Origin of the sequence: Staphylococcus gallinarum, from assembly GCF_029774255.1 — a bacterium.
Taxonomy (GTDB): Bacteria; Bacillota; Bacilli; order Staphylococcales; family Staphylococcaceae; genus Staphylococcus; species Staphylococcus gallinarum.
The window spans coordinates 1,104,788-1,122,649 of the sequence record NZ_CP069082.1 but is presented as its reverse complement, the minus strand read 5'-3'; the positions used below and the strand labels follow the sequence as shown (position 1 = coordinate 1,122,649).

General features: G+C 30.6%; 16 protein-coding genes. 6 read left to right on the top strand and 10 right to left on the bottom strand.

Annotation, left to right across the window (positions count from 1 at the left end):
* Positions 1–253 precede the first annotated feature (253 nt).
* The 4 genes from JN168_RS05235 to hemE all read right to left on the bottom strand — a co-directional run bounded on the left by JN168_RS05235 (position 254) and on the right by hemE (position 4,440).
* A complete protein-coding gene (locus JN168_RS05235) occupies positions 254–808 on the bottom strand; it encodes an RBBP9/YdeN family alpha/beta hydrolase (protein WP_042740039.1) in 555 nt (184 codons plus the stop codon).
* Between the two features lie 169 nt (positions 809–977).
* The gene (gene hemY / locus JN168_RS05230; protein WP_042740038.1) at positions 978–2,381 is read right to left on the bottom strand and encodes a protoporphyrinogen oxidase; all 1,404 of its coding nucleotides are present in this window, start codon (positions 2,379–2,381) and stop codon (positions 978–980) included.
* Positions 2,382–2,398: 17 nt separating this feature from the next.
* A complete protein-coding gene (gene hemH, locus JN168_RS05225; RefSeq protein WP_042740037.1) occupies positions 2,399–3,322 on the bottom strand; it encodes a ferrochelatase in 924 nt (307 codons plus the stop codon).
* A gap of 83 nt (positions 3,323–3,405) precedes the next feature.
* Positions 3,406–4,440, bottom strand: a complete 1,035-nt coding sequence (hemE, locus tag JN168_RS05220; protein WP_042740036.1) for a uroporphyrinogen decarboxylase — start codon at positions 4,438–4,440, stop codon at positions 3,406–3,408.
* Between the two features lie 263 nt (positions 4,441–4,703).
* Between hemE and JN168_RS05215 the strand changes: the two genes are divergently transcribed.
* Complete coding sequence (locus JN168_RS05215) at positions 4,704–5,207, top strand: signal transduction protein TRAP (RefSeq protein ID WP_042740035.1); 504 nt, start codon at positions 4,704–4,706, stop codon at positions 5,205–5,207.
* Positions 5,208–5,266: 59 nt separating this feature from the next.
* Here JN168_RS05215 and ecsB read toward each other — a convergent pair whose 3' ends face one another.
* Both ecsB and ecsA read right to left on the bottom strand, forming a co-directional pair.
* A complete protein-coding gene (gene ecsB, locus JN168_RS05210) occupies positions 5,267–6,490 on the bottom strand; it encodes an ABC transporter permease EcsB (RefSeq protein ID WP_279526213.1) in 1,224 nt (407 codons plus the stop codon).
* On the bottom strand, positions 6,487–7,224 hold the full coding sequence (gene ecsA / locus JN168_RS05205; protein ID WP_042740033.1) for an ABC transporter ATP-binding protein EcsA: 738 nt from the start codon (positions 7,222–7,224) through the stop codon (positions 6,487–6,489). The genes ecsB and ecsA overlap by 4 nt, the downstream gene beginning before the upstream one ends.
* A 127-nt stretch (positions 7,225–7,351) precedes the next feature.
* Between ecsA and JN168_RS05200 the strand changes: the two genes are divergently transcribed.
* The 4 genes from JN168_RS05200 (at position 7,352) to prsA (ending at position 10,331) form a co-directional block, all read left to right on the top strand.
* Positions 7,352–7,777 carry an HIT family protein gene (locus JN168_RS05200; RefSeq protein ID WP_042740032.1) on the top strand — a complete coding sequence of 142 codons (426 nt, stop codon included), beginning with the start codon at positions 7,352–7,354 and terminating at the stop codon, positions 7,775–7,777.
* Positions 7,778–7,855: 78 nt separating this feature from the next.
* Positions 7,856–8,227, top strand: coding sequence for a YtxH domain-containing protein (locus JN168_RS05195; RefSeq protein WP_042740031.1), 372 nt, complete (start codon positions 7,856–7,858; stop codon positions 8,225–8,227).
* A gap of 237 nt (positions 8,228–8,464) precedes the next feature.
* Complete coding sequence (locus JN168_RS05190; RefSeq protein ID WP_042740030.1) at positions 8,465–9,025, top strand: DUF3267 domain-containing protein; 561 nt, start codon at positions 8,465–8,467, stop codon at positions 9,023–9,025.
* 313 nt (positions 9,026–9,338) lie between these two features.
* On the top strand, positions 9,339–10,331 hold the full coding sequence (gene prsA, locus JN168_RS05185) for a peptidylprolyl isomerase PrsA (RefSeq protein WP_042740029.1): 993 nt from the start codon (positions 9,339–9,341) through the stop codon (positions 10,329–10,331).
* Between the two features lie 424 nt (positions 10,332–10,755).
* On the opposite strand, the gene JN168_RS05180 is transcribed toward prsA, so the two are convergent.
* Positions 10,756–11,697: a helix-turn-helix transcriptional regulator gene (locus tag JN168_RS05180; RefSeq protein WP_232138559.1), complete on the bottom strand. Its 942-nt coding sequence runs from the start codon at positions 11,695–11,697 to the stop codon at positions 10,756–10,758.
* Positions 11,698–11,779: 82 nt separating this feature from the next.
* Here JN168_RS05180 and JN168_RS05175 point away from each other — a divergent pair, with 82 nt between their 5' ends.
* Positions 11,780–12,418 (top strand): FMN-dependent NADH-azoreductase, encoded by a 639-nt coding sequence (locus JN168_RS05175; protein WP_232138558.1) that lies wholly within the window; start codon positions 11,780–11,782, stop codon positions 12,416–12,418.
* A gap of 113 nt (positions 12,419–12,531) precedes the next feature.
* Here the strand turns inward: JN168_RS05175 and yhaM are convergent, their stop codons facing one another.
* From yhaM to JN168_RS05160, 3 genes are read right to left on the bottom strand one after another with little or no spacing between them, the layout of a single operon-like run.
* Positions 12,532–13,473 carry a 3'-5' exoribonuclease YhaM gene (gene yhaM, locus JN168_RS05170; RefSeq protein WP_042740026.1) on the bottom strand — a complete coding sequence of 314 codons (942 nt, stop codon included), beginning with the start codon at positions 13,471–13,473 and terminating at the stop codon, positions 12,532–12,534.
* Positions 13,473–16,406, bottom strand: coding sequence for an ATP-binding protein (locus JN168_RS05165; RefSeq protein ID WP_279526212.1), 2,934 nt, complete (start codon positions 16,404–16,406; stop codon positions 13,473–13,475). Before JN168_RS05165 ends, yhaM begins: the two co-directional genes overlap by 1 nt.
* Before the next feature lies 1 nt (position 16,407).
* On the bottom strand, positions 16,408–17,592 hold the full coding sequence (locus JN168_RS05160) for a metallophosphoesterase family protein (RefSeq protein WP_042740024.1): 1,185 nt from the start codon (positions 17,590–17,592) through the stop codon (positions 16,408–16,410).
* Positions 17,593–17,862: the final 270 nt, after the last annotated feature.

Here is a 17,862-nt window from a genome sequence, read left to right as displayed (position 1 = left end):
TTTTCGGCGTATAGTCAACAACTTCAAGAAAGTATTTTGTGTAAAAAAGGAACATAACAATATATTTTTACTTTTAGTTCCTTATTTATACAAAAATTATTGGTAAATAAGGATTAAAACCCTATTTTTTTCTAATTTTTTAGCTTTAAATGAACATGACATTTTAGTTCAAAGCTATTTTTCGTCATATATTATATTGAAATGAGTTACTTTTTCTTTTCAGATTATAAAATTATTCATATTTATTAATACTTTATTTCGTCATTATAGCTTGCATTTTCATTTGTAACGCATTAAAAGTGTCAAAGCCATCAGATTCTAAAAAATGTCCCCCATGGCTCGTAATTTTACAGCTACCACCTAATGTATCCATCAAACGTTTTGTTTCTTGATAGTTAACATATTTATCATCGACTGCACATAATCCATAAAATTGTTCTACTTTAGACTTAACATCTTTATAATCAATAGATACATCTAACTCTATATTTTCATCTATATCATGGGCATCCTCTTTGAAACCTGAAATACTGAATAACCCTTCAACCTTGCCAATCGCTGTCTTTTCAATATATTTTAGTGCTGCCAATGTTCCGTATCCGTGAGTTACAAAATATGTTTCATATTTTTGTACTTGTATTTGCTCTTCCATTCGCTTAACCCAAGTATTCATATTTTCTCGATCTTCTACCGGTATATTGAATAAAGTCACATTATACCCCTCTAATATTAAATTATTGGCTAACCATTCGTACCAATGATTTGTTGCATCGCCATATTTTGAATGGACTATTATTATATCTGTCATTATAAGTCCCCCGCATCACTAAATTAAAGCCTATCTTATCCTTTTTTATTACTATATTAATATGTATATCACTTTATTATTATCTCATATCTTCTTTATGTTTTTAAATTTTTTAATTAAAAAAGTCATTTCTAACTCTTTTAAATATTGAGTAGAAATGACTGTCTGTTTATAAATTCAAATCTATGAATAATTCTTCAACTGCATCTTTACCTTGTCTAATACAGTCAGGTAAACCGACTGCTTCAAATGAAGCGCCTGTAATTCGTAGGTTTGGATAAGTTTTTTTCACATGCGTTTGAATGTCTTTTATTTTATCTATATGGCCAACTTTGTATTGAGGCATACTTTTTGGCAATCTATTTACAATACTAAATTCTGGATCACCTTTAAATTTCATCATTTGACTTAAATCACGTCTCACAATCGATACGATTTCTTCATCTGTATGATCTTGAACTACTGTATCACCTGGTTTACCAATATAGGCCCTTATCAATACTTTTCCATCCGGAGTAGTAAAAGGCCATTTCTTCGTTGTCCATGTACAAGCTGTAATATCAGTTTGACTTGTACGCGCAATTACGAATCCAGTACCGTCATGAGTGTTTTCAATATTCTGCTGATCAAATGCCAAGACAACAGTAGCCACTGAAGTCGAATCCATCGATTTAAAATAATCAAATACTGGGTCGTTTTCAAACCATTTTGTAAATGTTTCATGAGGTGTAGTAATTAGTAATCCATCATGACTAAATGTAGAATTGTCATCTATAACTAAGTCATAACTTTTTTGATTTTTACGTATTGTTGATACTGGCGTATTATATTTTATTTCAACACCTTGTTTAATAACATAATCAACTAAATGCTCAATAAATGAACTTAAACCATGTCTAAATTGTTTAAATTGACCTTTTGGTGCACCTGGATATAATTGACGCTGTTTTTGACGTTGTTCCTTTTCATATTTCATACCTTTAATTAGGCTACCAAATTGTTCTTCTCTTTGTTTAAACTCAGGAAAGGTACTCATTAAACTTAAATCATCAATATCTGTACCATATATGCCACCCATCAATGGTTCAATTAAATTTTCAAGTATTTCATCGCCTAATCGTTCACGGAAAAACTGACCTACAGAGATATCATTATCGATATTTAATGATGGTTTAATTAAATCTTTACCCGCACGTAACTTACCTAATGGAGAAATTAATTTTGTCTTTAAAAAAGGCTTTATATCTGTTGGTATACCAAGTATTGAACCACCGGGAATTGGATATAGTTTATTTTTAGCATAAATATATGATTGCCCTGTTTGGTTTGTGATTAAATCCTCACCTAATCCAATCTCTTCAGCAATTTCTGTCATAATTTGCTTTCTGCCTAAATACGATTCTGGTCCCAATTCAATCGTATATCCATCTTTTCTATAGGTTTGTATCTTACCGCCTGCTCGATTCGATGCTTCATAAATTGTCACCGAACATTCTGGGTGTTGCTTTTTAATAAAGTAAGCACTAGACAAGCCAGTGATACCTGCACCGATGATTGCAATATTTTTACTCACAGTATTTCACGCTTCCTTTAATAAACATTTTTAACTTCGTCTACGATTGCACCTATAAATAAGGGGTCTGTATTTGGCATAGTCGGTCTATAATAATTTACTCCTAATTCATCACAGACGACCTTACATTCATAATCATTATCAAATAGTACTTCTAAATGTTCACACACAAATCCAACTGGTGTGTAAATAAAGTGTTTGTATTTATATTCATCATACAATTCACGTGTAAGGTCTTGCACATCAGGTCCTAACCAAGGTGTTCCAGTATTACCTTCAGATTGCCAACCTTCAGCAACATGTATAATATTTGAATGTTGTTGCAATAATTCTGCAGTATGATGTAATTCTTGTGGATATGGATCATTATTTCTTTCGATTAATCCTTTAGGTAAACTATGTGCAGATACTACAAGCACTGTATCTTCATGTTCAGTTGAAGGTATCTGTGTCAAAGTTTCGTTGATTTTTTGAGTCCAGTATTGAATAAATTTCGGTTGTTCATAATAATGTTCAACATGTTTGAAAGTTATATTATATTGTTCTGCTGCTTCTACTGCACGTTTATTATAAGAGCCTACAGAAAAGCTTGAATAATGAGGCGCTAAAACAACTGTAACCGCTTCAGTAATACCATCGTTATGCATCGCTTTTACTGCATCTTCGATAAATGGATGAATATGTTTCAATCCGATATAAAGTTCAAATTCGACATCTGAATATGCTTCATTTAATGCTTTACATAATGCTTCTGCTTGATTATTTGTAGTTCCCGCTAATGGTGATAAACCACCGATGAATTTATATCTATCTTTTAGGTCTTGCAACTCAGCTTCAGTTGGTTTTTTACCATGTCTAATATCAGTGTAATAAGCTTCAATATCACTTTCTTGATATGGAGTACCGTACGCCATAACTAATAAGCCTATTTTTTTTGTCATTTTAATATCATCCTTTGTATTGTTTTTATAGATGGACATGACATAATTACTTGTCTTTCTTGCTCGTTATATTTTATGCCTTACTATCTTTGTGTATATTGGTGAACAAACTGAGTTACCTTTTTCAAGGTCTCAGGATCAACTTGTGGGAATACACCGTGTCCCAAATTAAATATATGTTTACCGTGATTTAAACCTTCATCTAGTATCGGTTTCAATCTTTCCTCTATTACATCCCATGGTGCTAATAAAATAGAAGGATCTAAATTACCTTGTAACGTCTTATTAATATTCAAATTATTTGCTTCTTTAATCGACATTCTCCAATCCAAGCCCAACACATCGATAGGCAAATCATTCCATTCATTAACTAAATGACTTGCACCAACACCGAATAGAATAACAGGGACATCATGTTTCGCCTTTATGCCACTAATTAATTTGTTCATTGCTGGTTTGATATAATAACGATAGTCTTGGACATTTAATGCACCAACCCAAGAATCAAAAACTTGAATTAACTCAGCGCCTGCTTCTATTTGAGCAGATACATAGTTAATTGACATTTCTACAAGGTGATCCATTAAAGCAAACCACGTAGCTTCATCTCTATACATCATCGCTTTTGTGAAATTGTAATTCTTAGAAGGTCCTCCTTCTATCATATAACTCGCAAGTGTAAAAGGCGCTCCAGTAAATCCGATTAATGGTACATTTAATTTTTCTTCTGTTAATAATTTAATTGTATCTAATACATATGGTACATCTCGTTTTGGGTCAATCATCCCTAACTTTTCGACATCTTGAATGTTTTTAATAGGATTATGAATAACAGGGCCGATACCTGATTTGATTTCAACATCTACACCAATGGGTTGCAACGGTGTCATGATATCTTTATAAAGCACTGCAGCATCTGTATTGTAATTGTCTACAGGTAAGTGCGTAACGTATGCACATAACTCTGGTTGATGCGTGATTTCGAATAGTGAATACTTTTCTTTTAACTTTCTATATTCTGGCTGTGACCTTCCTGCCTGACGCATAAACCATACTGGCGTGTGAGTGACATCTTCACCATTTATCATATTTAAAATTGTATTATTTTTGTTATGCACCTTAATGCCCTCCTACATTATAATCATTCTTATCTATAATACCACATTGGCATATATTGCGTATTTCTTTGTGCTTAAATGTCATAAAAAATTCAAATCAACTTACATATATGTCTCAATCATTTGACTATTGTTTTCTAGTGAAAATCTATTATAATGTTATCTAAGCATATTTTATAATTATTTGGGAAAATAGATAGAAGTATATAAAAAGCATTTTATTCCTATTATATATTGTAAAACAAAGCAAGGGGGAAAATCTCATGAAAGTTTATGCATCATATGGTACATTTGGTTATTTAAATCAAATTAGACTTAACAATCCTGATCACAATTTATTACAATTCTCAGCATCTGATTCTTCAGTTATTATAGAAGAAACAGAAGACAAATCAGTGTTAAAACAGCCATTAGTTTACGATGTGTTGAAATCAGAAGGTGAATTAAATAAAGATCATTTCTTCTCAGTGATATTTATTCCAACATCTGATGATCACGCATATCAATTAGAGAAAAAATTAGAAAATGTTTCTACAGATTTTAACCAATACGCTGGTTATCGAAGCTATCGCTTTTTAAAACCCGAACAAGGTCTAACTTACAAAATTTATTTCGGTTTTGAAAGTAGAACAGCATATGAAGATTTTAAAGCATCTGATGTATTTAAAGATAATTTTGACAAACTTGCTTTAAGTCAATATTTCGGTTCAAGTGGTCAACATTCAAGTTACTTTGAGCGTTATTTATTCCCGATTGATGACAATTAATATTTAAAAATCAAAAAAAGTGGTTACTATTCATTTAAAATGAGTAGCAACCACTTTTTTTAGTCTCTTAAAAGTGTTTCTTGATATTTTAATTTTTTCACTACATTTCTAACTGTAAGCCAGCCTACTAGGAAAAAGATTACCCCAGCAAAACCATAAGTAGGATTTACAATAAAGTAAACGATTAGGAATATGATCCCTATAATGAACATAAGTCGATTTAAAAATTGCTCATATCCCCTAATCACTTTACTATCAGGAACTGGCCATACTTGAGGCCAAAGCCCATATGCTTGTTGTGTATAGAATTGTGCCATTTGCAGTAAGATAATATACATAAACAAACTACCTATGATGAGTGCTACCACTGGTTGTTGTAACCAAATGATTAATATAATTGCAATCACTACAAGACGCAATATAATATGAAATGCATCCTTCCCCCTAGCAAAGCTGCGCGTAAATAAATATAAATACATATGCTGTGCATTGAACTTTTTCTGTTTCGGTGTAGTTAATAATGGATCTAAATAACTTCGTCTTACCGCAGTCTCTTTTAAATGTTTGACGTCAGTAAACATATTTACAAATTTATAATAATTCATGTGATGTTGTTGTTCTATTTTAATTAATTTTTCCCAAGGGAATAAATGTTTATCTGTACTTTTGTATAAAATAATGGCTAACCCAATAAGGATAAATACTGCTACTATACTTGCTATGCTTTTCACTCCTAAAGCAACATAATAACTCGATGTATATATAATCAGGAGTAAGGTATATAATGACCAGCTTTCTAGTTTATATTTATACCATAACCATTTTAATACAAGGCCTAATAAAGGTAATAATAATGCCAAGATTGCAAATATAACGTAAAAACCAAATGTTTGACCATTTAAGACATAGAATAATGGAAACAATATCACTATCATTAATATCTGTAACCCAATTCGAGTAAAATAACTATAACTTATACTTTGTTTCATATATTCTGACATGTGTTTTTCAAATGGTAGTAAGAATAATCGATCTGCGTCTTTTAATAATGTTCTAATTGGAAAAATTGAAATCACAGCCATAACTATGCTAGCAATTAAGGCATAATTTATATGTTTAGGTATCGATTGTAACCAACCAGCATACCCCATAATAAAGGCACCGAGTAAAATAACTAGAAATACAGAGAAGTGGCCATTAAAAATAAATTTATTATAATATCTCTTCTCTTTTGCTATTTCACGTTTGCGTTGGATAAATAATTGTTTCGCATTTGTGGTCATCTATCGTGTCCACCCTGTGTAACATGAATATATATTTCATCTAATGTTTTTCCATGTAATCCAGTTTGTGCTCTTAATTCTTCTAAATTTCCAAACGCAACACGTTCACCTTTATCCATTATTAAAAATTGGTCGCAATATCGCTCGGCTGTAGCTAAAATATGCGTACTCATTAATACAGTTCTGCCTTCTTCTTTCTTTTCAACCATTAAATCTAACATTGATTGAATACCAAGTGGATCAAGACCTAAAAACGGTTCATCAATGATATATAACTCTGGATCGACGATAAAGGCACAAATAATCATCACCTTTTGCTTCATGCCCTTTGAGAAATGACTCGGAAAAATATTGAGTTCGTTTTCTAAGCGAAATGTTTTTAATAAAGGTAGTGCACGCTTCATCGCTTCTTCCTTATCTATATCATATGCCATAGCAGTCATATAAATATGTTCTTGTAAAGTCAATTCTTCATAAATAACGGGCGATTCTGGTATATAAGATAATTTCCTTCTATATGTTTCTACATCTTCTTTAATATTTATATCAGAAATCGTTAATTCGCCTTCCATTGGTGTCAACAATCCAAGCATATGTTTGATAGTTGTACTTTTTCCTGCACCATTGAGTCCAATTAAGCCTACAATTTCACCTTTTTTTAATTCAAAATTCATATTTTTAATAACAGGTCGTTTACCATAACCGCCTGTTAAATTTTCTACTTTTACTGTCATGAGGCACCTCCATAAATTATATTGTATCAAAAAATGCGTGTTCTTCATAAATTTACAATGATAAATGACGGAAAGAAACGACTAATGCTATAATAGTCAGTAACTATCATAGAAGGAGTGAAGATTTATGTCAGAAACAATCTTTAGTAAAATTATAAATGGCGATATTCCTAGCCATAAAGTATACGAAGATGATTATGTTTATGCTTTTTTAGATATTTCACAAGTAACTAAAGGTCATACATTATTAGTTCCGAAAAAAGTTTCTGCTAATATTTTTGAAACAGATGAAGAAACTATGAAACATATTGGGGTTGCTTTACCAAAAGTTGCAAATGCAATTAAGAAAGCTTTTAATCCTGATGGACTAAATATTATACAAAATAACGGTGAATTTGCCGATCAATCTGTTTTCCACCTTCATTTCCACCTGTTACCAAGATATGAAAACGATGTTGATGGTTTTGGTTATAAATGGACAACACACGAAGATAGTATCGATGATCAACAAAAAGCAAAAATTGCAAAAGAAATCGCTGCTCAATTCAACTAAACATGCTTACCACATAGTATAATGGGTATATAAAAAATGTTAATGAATAAGAGATATTTAGAAATGAGGAGAATTTTTATGAAAACAGCTCAAATTTTATTAGGAATTAGTGCTGGAGTTGCAACTGGTCTAGGTGTTGCATTAATGAATCGTGATAAAAAAGAGTCGATTGAATTAAACGCCCAAACTAGAAAGCCAACTGGCGCTGAATCAGAAGTAAGCAGAGAAATTAATTCTATCAAACAAAATATTAATGATATTGTAAATTATGTAGCTCAAATCAAATCTGAAAGTACAGAATTTGGTAGCTCAATAGGCGACGAAGTAAAAACAATGATTGGTGACTTTAAATCAGATATTGATCCTAATATTAAACGTCTGCAATCTCACATTGAAAACCTTCAAAATCGTGGCGAAGAAATCAGCAAAACATTTGAAAGTGATAAATAACTCTTATTGAATACTAAGCTACATCGTTTTATTATTATAAATCAAATCCAACTTACTCCTATTCTCTATGGAGTAAGTTTTTTTATTTCAATTTTAAACACTAATTTTCTATGAACACATTAATACCCTTTCGCTTGTAATTTGTAGGAAATTATAGCTTGACGTTTGAGACTTTAAGTTAGATAATACGAAAGTATATTAACTGTTCTTATTAATCAAAAGGAGTATGGTGTTTAAATGTATTTATGCTCTCGTCAAATTGATATAAATGCACGTTTCGGACTACCTAGAATTGCATTTCTAAGTATCGTTACAACGATTATTACTTTTTTAATTGCTTATGAAATTTTGTACTTCTTTTCAGATACAAAGTTAACGGATCGATATTTTATAATATTTTTAATTTTCGTCGTTTTTTTATATCCAATTCATAAGGCCATTCACTTAGCCTTTTTATTTCCGTATTATAAATCCTTTCGAAAATACAAATTAATTAGAGGTAAGTATGTCCCATTTTATAATACCTATGTAAACACTCCTGTGAATAAGTATTATTTTTGTTTTGATTTAATCACACCTGTGTTAGTCATCACACCGATTTGTGCATATATTAGTGCTTTATTTCCACAATATGGTCATTACCTCATGTTTATCATCGCTTTAAATATGGGTTACTCAGTGATGGATTTTCTTTATTTAAAAATAATTCTTTTTTCTAATGAAGGAAAATTTATCGAAGAGCACCAAACAGGTATAAATATTTTAAATAAAGTAGAAATGAATCAAAATTTACAATAACAATTTTATGTAACAAATTATCTGTTAACATAATTACAAAGCAACTTCTATTACATGGATATAGAAGTTGCTTTTTTTGTTTTTTAATTGTCATTAATACTTTGCTCAATTTATTATTTATTAATATTACGCAAACACTATCAAATTATCGCTATGCTATATCTTCTAACTAACTTTAGTACATTTATTTAAATTACTTCCAAAATTGCAATTCCTCCTAGTACTATAGTCTTATTAACGGGGTTTCTAATTGGTGTATAATCAATAATATGTTATATTTACGTTGTTATTATTACAAAAGGAGTTTCCAACTATGAAATCATTTAAAAAAGTTTTACTTCCAATTACGGCAAGTGCCTTATTATTAAGTGCTTGTGGTAATAGTGCTACAGATTCTAAAGATGATACAATTATTTCTTCAAAAGCTGGCGACGTTAAAGTCGAAGATGTAATGAATAAATTAGGCGACGAACAAATCGCAAATAGTTCATTCTCTATCTTGTTAAACAAATTATTGGCAGATAAATACAAAGATAAAGTTGATACTAAAGATATTGATAAAGAAGTTGAAAAAGAACAGAAGCAATATGGCGGTAAAGACCAATTTGAAAGCATGTTAAAACAACAAAAAATGACACTTGATGACTACAAAGAACAGAAAAAATTACAAGCTTATCAAAAGGCATTGTTAAATGACAAAGTAGATATATCTGACAAAGATATTAAAGAGAATACTAAAAAAGCTTCACACATCTTAATCAAAGTTAAAGAAAACAAAGATGATAAAGAAGGCCTTTCAGATAAAAAAGCAAAAGCAAAAGCTGAAGAAATTCAAAAAGAAGTTGCTAAAAATCCTGATAAATTCGGAGAAATTGCTAAGAAAGAATCAAAAGATACATCATCTGCGAAAAAAGATGGTAGCTTAGGTTACGTAATCAAAGGTCAAATGGACAGCACATTTGAAAAAGCATTATTTAAATTGAAAGAAGGCGACGTATCTAAAGTCGTTAAAACAGATTACGGTTACCACATCATCAAAGCTGATAAAGAATCAGACTTTGATAAACAAAAATCAAAACTTAAATCACAATTAATCCAACAAAAAGTGCAAAAGAATCCTAAATTACTAACAGATGCATACAAAGAATTACTTGATGAATATAAAGTTGACTACAAAGACAGAGATATTAAAAAAGCTATTGAAGATTCAATCTTAGATCCAGATAAGATTAAACAACAGCAGCAACAGCAGCAACAACAACAAGCTATGCAACAAAGTGGTTCTAGCATGTCAACTGGACAATAACGTATTATATCAAGAAATTATTGGTTCATTAGACAAGACGCTTATGCTACACATAGTAGACACTAAGACAACTTAATAAATATATACGTATGATATATATAATACAAATCAAATCATTAATATCATTAATGTAGTCAGTGACTTAATTACTTCTAACTACAAAATAAACGTCAATTTCTATCTTTTACTAATAGAAATTGACGTTTTGTTTTTCTGAACAGTTATTTTTCGTCACACTGCCCTAGTCTTATACTATACAACAAAATTGAACAATTTATAGATCAGTACATAGCGATATCTAACATAAATCAGATATGTAAAATATATAATTAAGCTGTATACAGATTAGCATACTATCCTTTTAAAATTCACGTACCTTCAACCATGCTCTACACATCTATTATTATAAGCTAGCTCCAAATTATCATTTTTGATATTGATTCAATATCGCCTTCAACTTCGTCATATAATTTATTTTTAATGATTCAGGGTATAGAATTTTAACATTTTCACCAAGTGATATTAAATAATCAATCATGTACTGTAGTTCACCTTCATTATATCCACCAACAATAAATGGTTTGTCCTCAATATATTCTAATGACATATTAGGATAGGACTTTTTTAAAAATAATTCCACTCCAAAGGCTGTTAATTCACATTTAAAGTTTATATCGTGATAGTTCTGTTCATAGTCAATTTCTAAATCAGACAATTGTGAGCGTGTATATTTAGCTAAATTATCTTCTACTTTTTCAAGCATATCTACATAATCACAGCGATATATGCCCCACTGACCACGAATCAAGTCCATGCCACTAAAAAACCATACACCACTTCTATAAAATAATTCATAAATCTGTATACGCTCATAAATAATTGGTTCATATTGGGAATAATGTATCATTACAACATCATTACTCTGGATAACTTCTAATATCGTAGCTAAATATTTTGTTTTTTTCACAGGTGAAACTGTATGAAAATGTATGTAATTTAGCGTTTCAGTAATTTCATCCCTTAAATTTGGCGATATTGTTGCGGACAATTTTTCACTAAGTTGAGCATACGTTTTTTCAAAAGGAGTTGTAGTTAATGCGCTCATTGATTTTAATGCATAAAATATTGCCAACATCTCATTATTATTGAAGTAAATTGGAGTCAATAAATTTTCAGAAATTATTTTATAACCACCGAATCGACCATTTTCAACATACAATGCTAATCCCATTTCTTCTAAAGCTTTTATATCTCTTATCGCTGTACTTTTCGAAATATTAAATTCGACCATAAGATCCTTTAAATGAAAGCTTGATTTATCTTTTAAAAAAATGAGCTCCATATTTAAACGTTCTGATTTTTTCATAAAATACTCCTTTCAATGGTTTCATATTCTGACACCTTTAAATAATATACTAAGTATATCAAATGAATAAGGAGCTATTACAATGAAAACACTATTAATTAATGCACATCCAAATTACTATAATATGAATACGTATTCTGCTAAATTACAAAATTTATTCAAGCACGAAATCGCAACACACTTCCCTGATACAGAAATAACTACTTTAAATATATATGAAACTGTAATTCCTAAGTTAGATAATCAACAATTATTAAACATTTGGGAAAAGCAAAATAATCATCAAAAACTTGATACCATTGAATCTCAACTGTTTAATATTTGGACCGAATTAATTACTCAATTTAAAGAGCATCACCGTATTGTAATTGTGATGCCTATGCACAATTTTAATATACCTTCAAAATTGAAGGACTATATGGACAACATTTTAATTGCTCGAGAAACATTCAAGTATACTTCTGATGGTTCAGTAGGATTAATGACTGATAATTATAAAGGCTTATTATTACAAGCGAGTGGATCCGTCTATACTAATAATGATCGTTATACCAAACTTGAATTTTCATATGACTATTTAAAAGCGATGTTTGAAGAAATAATGGGCTTTGATTCATTTGATATCGTTCGTGCAGAGGGTACAGCGATTTATAGCGATAATGAAGTAATGACAAATGCCCAACGAGAAATGTTTAACAAATTGCCAGCATTTTATAAATAAAAAAGTAACAATCGCTGTTTAAATGACTTATAACGCTTCTACAACAACTTATTTAAGCACATAAAAATCCCACTATAAACTATAATAATCACAGTTTATAGTGGGATTTTGTATTAATCGATTGACTTCGGATTATAAAATTGACGGCCTTCTAAACCAAAGATACGTTCAGTAAATTGACCTTTGTCAGTCTTTTTATAGGCTTTTTCAAACATATTCATCTTAGCATCTATGTTATCGATAAAGAATAATATTTCCGCTTCCTTTAAATGTGGTAATTTCGGTGATCCGAACTCCATTTTACCATGGTGGGCCAATATCATGTGTCTTAGTAACATAACTTCTTCACCATCAATTTTCAATTCTCTCGCTGCTTCTGCAACTTCATCACTCGCAATTGAAATATGCCCAAGTAAATTCCCTTCTACTGTATAAGAAGTAGCCACTGGACCACTTAGTTCTTTTACTTTACCTAAATCGTGCAAGATAATCGAACTGTATAACAAACTACGATTAAGTAACGGATAAATATCACATATTGACTTAGCCACACGTAACATTGTTAACACGTGATAGCTTAGACCACTAGAGAAATTATGATGATGCGTACTCGCAGCTGGAAATGTGAAAAATGCCTCCTGATACTTTCGGATTAAATGACGTGTAATACGTTGTAAACTCGCATTTTCAATTTCTAACATAAAGTGAGCAATTTCATCTTGTATTTCATCTGGCGATAATGGTGCCCCATCAATAAAATCGTGTGGTTTAAGGTTTTCTTCAGATGTTGCAAGACGAATTTTATTGATCTTCATTTGCTTTCTACCACGATAATTAATGACATCACCTTGTACATGCACAATTTTTTCTGGTTCTAATATTTTCATATCATCCTTAGTAACTGTCCACAATTTCGCCTCTATATCACCACTTTTATCTTGCAAGTAAAGTGTCATATAATCTTTCCCTTGTGCAGTAACACCCTGTGTCGCTTTGTGAATTAAGAAAAAGTGATCTACAGCATCTCCTGGGTTTAATTTCTCTACATTTCTCATTATTTACCGCCTTCCTCATATTTGTTCAGTGTGATTATTTGTTTTGAAGGCACACTTGTATCTTTCACACAAGTAAAGTATAACATTTGATAATTTGACGGCATTTGTCTTAAATAGTTCATCATGATTTCCTTTCTGCGCTTATCAAAATGAACAAATGCATCATCTATGATAATTGGGAATGGATAGTATGGTTTTAACGTCTTAATTAAACTAAGTCTTAATGCAATATATAAAATTTCTTTCGTTGACTGACTCAATTCAACAGGCTCATACATTTGTCCATTATAATGTTTAACCATTAATTCATCATTGGCATAAGTTACTTGTACATAATTACCATTTGTTAAATGACTAAAAATATCTGTTGCTTCATTTATCACTTGTGGCAAACGTTTATCTTTTATTTGCTTAATGTGGCCTTCTACTAATGACTGTAAGTAACTTAGGCTAGCCCAATCTTTGGCTTCATCATTAACCTTATTTTTGAGAATGTGGAACTTATGACGTAAGTCTGCTAAAGTCTTATCGGTCTCCATATCTGTAATTTTAGCATTTAAGTCACTCACTTCTGCCTGCATTTCTAAATATTGGTCATTATAATCATCTACTTGACGTGATAATGTTTCATCCTCTTCTTGAAGTTGAGCCAATGTTTTCTCACTCAATTTAGAACTCACATCATATGAATAATTTTGATTTTCAAGATATTTAGATAAATCATTAAATCTTGACATTTGTTGTTGATACGTTTGATATTGTACATGGTGTTGATAGTAGTCCTCTTCATTTTGAACATTTACAAATCCAAAGAGTTCACTAATTACATTATTATTTTCTGTCAAACGCTTTTGTAATTGACCAAGTTCACTTTGTAATAATTTAATTTGTTCATCATTGCGGTTCCATTTATCAACATTATTTGTCTCTTCTTTCAACCACTGATTCACATCGTGAAATAATGACAAATCACTTACATAAGTAAACTGATTTTTAGTAACTTCCTTTGCATGATTATAAAATGCTATAATTTCTTCTTTCAATTGACGCGCCTGTTCAGATAACTCAATAATGTGCGTGTCATGTTCTTTTACTTTATTCATTGTTGCAATACTATCTATGATTAATTCATCTGACATTTTATCAGAAAGGTATAAATCGGCTTTCACACTATTAATATTATTATCAGCAGTTTGATAGTGTTTTTTAGCTTGTTCTAAATTCGTCGTTAAATAGTTTGCTTTTTTATCTAATGCCTCTTTAGTCTTAATTGCATTTTGTAATTGTTCTCTAACTCTATATTGATCATCTAAGTCAAAGTCTAAATCATAATTATCTTCTAAATGCTTAATTTTATGTTGTAGGTCATCAATTTCTTTAGAAAAAGTTTCACTATGTCCAACTTCTTTTGATTTAACCATAAAAATACCAATTATAAAGATTACAGATAAAATTGCAAATATAACACCGAAAATGATATTTGCTGATACAAATGAAAATATAGTTAATCCAATGCCTATAACCGCTAAGATAATTAAACTCATACGGAATAGATTTTGTTTCCTCTCATTTTCACGTTGTTCAATATCAAAAGCTTCTTTCATTTTCTGATATAAATTATTTTTTTCTTGTAATTCAAATACACGCTTATTATATTGTTTCTTTTTCTCAAAGTTTTCTTCAGGAACAATATCCTTTTCTAATGCATCCATCTCTGCATTATTCGTATCTTTATCTATTTTATTTTCTTCAATATTGCGTTCTAACTGTTGAATAATAGCTGTTTGTTCTTGTTTATGCTTAATTTGATTACTAATATGACTCTTCATTGCTTCAGAACTATCAACGTGATGATGTACATCTTGCCAACCAATATTTGATTTTAAACCTGTTTTTTCGCGTTCTTTATCTGAAATGTCTTTTTCTAAGGATTTTAATTCATATTCCTTTTGCTTTATTTCATTTTCTTGTTGCTGAATATGATTAAATGCATCAATATCACTTTGCTTTGGTAAGTTAATTTTGTCGTTTTCTGCTGTTAAATGCGCTAAGCGTTCTTCACGTAAACCAATATCTCTTTTTAAGTTTTGTGTTTGAAGTTTAGCAGCTTCATATCGATCAATACCTTGTTCTGGAAATTGGATTGGTTCTATATTTAAATCCGCTTCCAATGCTTTCCATTCTTGAGTTTGTTCATGTAAAGCTAATTCTTTTTGTTTTTGATCGTGCATTTTAGATAATTGGGTTAAATTTTGTTTCAAATGATTCAAACGGCGTTCTGACTTATCTTTATCATCGACATAACGTTTATAGTTTGTTAGCTTTGCTTCTTCTTCTCTAATTTGAGTTTCTAATTCTCTCAATTGCTCAATTTGTTGATTAATTATAGGGTTACGACCATTTTTCTTATACAACAATTCCTTCTTCTCATTCACTAGTTCACGCATACTTGTGAATTCTGTCGAACCTAAAGCGCCTGCTTGTAATAAATAATTTTGAAGCTGTGTTTCATCCATTTTCTTATGAATATCTTGTAAGCCCAATACATCAAAAGAAAATATGCCTTGATATGTACGTTTAGAGATATAATTCAACTCTTTTTTCAGCCATGCCTCATCTTTAATCATACCATTTGGTAAATAAACCTTTACATCGCCTACTGCACTACCTTTAATACGTTCAACCTCTACTTGTGAGCCATCATCTTGGATTAAGGTTAACTTTCCACCATATTGATTGCCCATACGTGGTTCTAATCTTGGTTCATTTTCCTTTTTAGTCGGGAAACCGAATAGTATTGAGTGAATAAAGGCTTGTATTGTAGACTTACCAGTTTCATTTTCACCATAAATCTCCGTAAAATGATCATCAAAATCAATTTTCCTCTCTACAAAACGACCATAACCATAAATTTCTAATGATTTGATTTTCATTTTATTCCCCCCTCATATCTGACTTCAATAGTTGTTCAGCGTGTTCAATCAACTGACGTCGATCAAAGTCATTATAATTTTCAAGGTACTTAGAAGCTTTAGGGTTTAAATATAAGTCATTCATCGCTTGATCGAAAACACTATTGTCTGCTATAAGTTCTGGCGCAAACTCTTTAACTAACGTATTTTGATCTTCAAATTGGTTGCGGATAGTCAAGTCTTCAATAAATACAAAATTATGTTCATTTTCTTCATAATCACTAATCATTTCTTCAACTTGAATTAAATCTTGTTCAGACACAAATTGGTCAGTGGTAATTTCTACTGTAAGTTGATAAATTGATTTACCATTCTTTCTTACTTGTTCCTTGAAGGCCTGTATCACTTCAAATAAACCTTGCTTCGAGGTTTTATCCGTTTCTATTGTTGCCTTTTCAAAACGAATAAATTGAGTAGGTACAAATGTTACGTTGAGCTTTAAATTGTCTCCTTCTACTAGTAAGCAGCCTTTCTCGCCAAGTTCCTTAAAATGACGACCTTGAATATTACCAGCATAATGAATTTGAGGCATATCACTTAATGCTTGCCTTTCATGAATATGACCGAGTGCCCAATAATGATATAACTTACTATTTAAATCTTCTAATCTAAATTCCGTATATCGATCTTTTGAATTTGTCTTACTGTATGTTCCATGTAAGATACCTATATGAATACCTTTTTGACCTTGACTTGATGGATAAGCATCTATTTTATTTTCATAACTGGCATCATTTTGGTAACTGAAACCATGTAAATAGATTTCTTCTCCACTTTTAGTAATAGTTTGATATGTTTCAACATTTTCAGAAAACACCGACACATTTTCTGGCCATTCAGTACCAATATTTGCAGATAATGGATCGTGGTTTCCATGACATATATATACAAAAATTTGCTCTTTTGCTAATCTATTAAATTGTTCTTTTAAAAATACTTCTGCTCGCAATGTACGATTCTCTTGATCAAATAAATCACCAGAAATAATTAGAAAATCAACTTCTTCATTCAATGCTAAATCTATAATTTTTTTAAAGCTTTCATAAGCACTATTTTGCATATCTTCAAATATAGACTGACTCAAATAACTTCTAGATTTAAAAGGGCTATCTAGATGTAAATCAGCACAATGAATAAATTTAACCATATGATATATGTTCTCCTTTATAGAAAGGTATTTGTAGCTATGTATGCTATGCTATAAAATTAATTTCAACAAAAATAATTTGCTTATTAAAAAGCACACATGTCACCACCTAGTATCTATATATTTTACCACAATGGTAAAGCATCAGTCGATAAAACAAGTAATGACAATATATTACATTTACTGTTGATGAAATCACTCAATACAAAAAAAGCTGTCGACAAAGTTTGAAACTTTGTCGACAGCTTGAAAGTTGTACAATATTAACTA